Source organism: Gluconobacter aidae (assembly GCF_009547075.1).
GTDB lineage: Bacteria > Pseudomonadota > Alphaproteobacteria > Acetobacterales > Acetobacteraceae > Gluconobacter > Gluconobacter aidae.
Map to the genome: position 1 here is coordinate 1 of NZ_WIPH01000083.1, position 2,705 is coordinate 2,705.

Here is a 2,705-nt window from a genome sequence, read left to right on the forward strand (position 1 = left end):
TCCCGAGCAAAGGTTGGAACATGGATGGGCATTCCCTACACAACTGAAATCAGCATGTGTGCCTTTCGATTGAAGGGCCATTTCCAAACATTCCACTGACATTTGACCGAATAATTCGCGACCTCTCCATTCTCAGGAACAGACAATTCCTCATTGAGAGCTTGCTGGATGGTGTCACTTCCACCTGGTTCGATACCGTACACCCACAGCGAACGCTGAGAGGGGTTACCAGGGTCGCCTGAATCCCAGCCTGGGAAAACAACATCGTGACGCTGTAAGTCCATCAAAAATAGCCCTCCAATAAAGCTTTCTAAACGGTAGACTTATTTACAAAGGCCTTCTACAATTCGCCAGAAAATATCACTCTAAAAGTTATATATTTCAATAACTTAAGTAGGTCACTCCGGGACAGTTCTTATTCGAGTCCCGCAGCTCGCATCACATCTAAATTGTTGAGAATAAACGGCTTTTAGGGTTTTCAGCAACCCGGAGCCCCCATTCTTCTACAAAGGGCTTCTACAAAACGAGCCCTGTTGTGCTGATTCGTCTGCAATCCGGTTTCCATTTCAGACGCGGGATTCCCGTTCGTTTTCGGCCTGCTCTGGAGAAACGGGAAATCTGGCACTCTCTCGAGACCTTAGACAGAAATCTTGCCAGAACCCGTGCCTGTGTCATGTATGGACTGACCTCTCAGCTTTTCGAGTGCATCAGTCTGGCCATGTCTTCATCGGAAGAAACATCCTCGCTCAACAAAGCGGTTGAGACCTTTCAGGAGGCTCTGGCCACATCTGACCTGAATCCTGTCCAGCAGGACCTGTTTCAGTCCATTGTCCAGACCTACGACAGTGAGATTCAAGCTCTGAAAGAATACTGAGCACCTTCTGGCAAGGATGGAAGACCACCAGCAGGTTTCCAGCGTGCTTGAAAAGATTGGTCCCGAAATCAACACCCTGACAGGCATCATTTACAAACTGGGCAAGTCCGCCAGGAGCCCGGGCGAGGTAGCTTTGACAAAGCTCGCAGAGCAGGTTGCCGTGCTGACACAGCTTGTCCAGCCGCCAACGCCCAAACCCTCCCCTCTGTTCTCCGAAACGTCCGAAACCTTCCTGAGCCTCAAGGCCAAACCGTCTGTCAGTTCAGGCTCAGGACAGAAAAACCTCAGAGAAAAAGATAGCAATTCAGAAACTGAATTTCAAAAAACAACAGAATAAGTATGAAAATACTCAGAAATAGAATAGGATTATTTTGAGAAATTCAAAATTTCAAAAATAATTATCAAGACAGACCATACGAAATGGTGATTTTTCTCACTTGGACAGTCGTGACAATACGCACATAAGCCAAGGAGAATGTTATGATTGCGCCTTTTCCATCTTCTAAGACCCATCTTTTCAAAAAGGCCCCTACCCGCCGCACTATTCTCACAGGGCTGGCAGGAGCCTCCTTCCTCGGCTTAAAAAACGTAAGAGCAACGAGCCTTTCTGGAAGCATTAACCCTCCCAGCGTCGTCAGCCAGCCTGCACGAGAATGGGGAGCGCAAGCAGGCCCCAGCTTTCTCCCCGACCCCGACGTCATCTTTCTCGACCCGTCCTTCAGGGACCTGACCTATTTTGCGGCACCCCTTCGTCGCGTTTGGGACCAAGGGGGATGGCTGGAAGGACCCGCATGGAGCACGGAAGGCCGCTTTCTGGTTTTAAGCGATGTCATCCGTTCTCGTGCTCTACGGTATACATGGGAGACAGGCGAGATTTCAGACTTCCGCCCTGATAGCTATGCCGCAAATGGAAATTGTTTCGACTTCACAGGACGTCTCATCGTTTGTGAAGATTTTTTCCGCCGCGTGGTGCGTTGGGAACATGATGGCAGCGTCAAAGTCCTTGCTGACCGCTATAACGGACAAGGTCTCAATTCCCCCAATGATGTTGTTCCGCATCCTGATGGCAGCGTCTGGTTTACAGACCCGGGATACGGCACAAATCTCGCTGAAGGTCATCCCGATGCACCCGGTGGTCCGACAAATCCGGACGGCAAAATCAGATGGAATATTGGGCGAGAACTTATCGGCGAAATTGGTGGAACCAAACGCCAGGCGGACCACGTGTTTCGCATTGCTCCAGACGGCACACTGACGGCCGTCCTTCAAGAAAAGGACATTCGTGACCCGAATGGCCTCTGCTTTTCTCCAGACCATAAAAAGCTTTACGTCGTTTCCACGCCCAAAGGTCCCGGTCAATCCGTCGGTGGAGATCAAGCCATTCATATTTACGACGTTAAAGACGGCACTCTGAGCAACGGTCGCATTTTCAGCACCATGCAATTAAATGGCGCCCAAATGAATCCCGACGGCATCCGCGTCGACGTTTTCGGTAATCTCTGGTGTGGCGCTTCAGGCCCCCTCGGCCTCTGTGGCGTCATGGTGTTCAACCCTGCCGGGAAACTCATTGGGCGCATCAGGTTGCCACAAGGCTGCTCCAACTTAACCTTTGGCGGCCCCAAGCGTGACCACCTATTTATGTGTGCCGCAGGCTCCCTCTTTACACTCCAAGTCGGAGTGCAAGGCTTCGCGCCGTCTTAGGGCCTTTTAGGTCTTGATGCACTTGGCTGCGACAGCGATGTGGATGACCGCGAGGAACGATGTTGCTGTTTTTTCGTATCTGGTTGCGACAGCGCGCCACTCCTTGAGGCGAGGCCAGAAGTTAGAGCGG

Annotated in this window: 3 protein-coding genes and 1 pseudogene; 3 read left to right on the top strand and 1 reads right to left on the bottom strand. The window is 51.0% G+C overall.

Translation table 11 applies throughout. The annotated features are described in order from the left end of the window. Positions 1-535: 535 nt before the first annotated feature. The 3 genes from GFJ39_RS14395 to GFJ39_RS13765 all read left to right on the top strand — a co-directional run bounded on the left by GFJ39_RS14395 (position 536) and on the right by GFJ39_RS13765 (position 2,575). On the top strand, positions 536-874 hold the full coding sequence (locus tag GFJ39_RS14395) for a DUF6538 domain-containing protein (protein ID WP_228391983.1): 339 nt from the start codon (positions 536-538) through the stop codon (positions 872-874). A gap of 16 nt (positions 875-890) precedes the next feature. Next, positions 891-1,211: a hypothetical protein gene (locus tag GFJ39_RS14400; protein ID WP_228391984.1), complete on the top strand. Its 321-nt coding sequence runs from the start codon at positions 891-893 to the stop codon at positions 1,209-1,211. Positions 1,212-1,354: 143 nt separating this feature from the next. Next, positions 1,355-2,575 (top strand): SMP-30/gluconolactonase/LRE family protein, encoded by a 1,221-nt coding sequence (locus tag GFJ39_RS13765; protein ID WP_153432015.1) that lies wholly within the window; start codon positions 1,355-1,357, stop codon positions 2,573-2,575. A gap of 6 nt (positions 2,576-2,581) precedes the next feature. Here the strand turns inward: GFJ39_RS13765 and GFJ39_RS13770 are convergent. Then, positions 2,582-2,705 (bottom strand): annotated as a pseudogene (locus GFJ39_RS13770) (IS5/IS1182 family transposase); the annotation flags it as partial.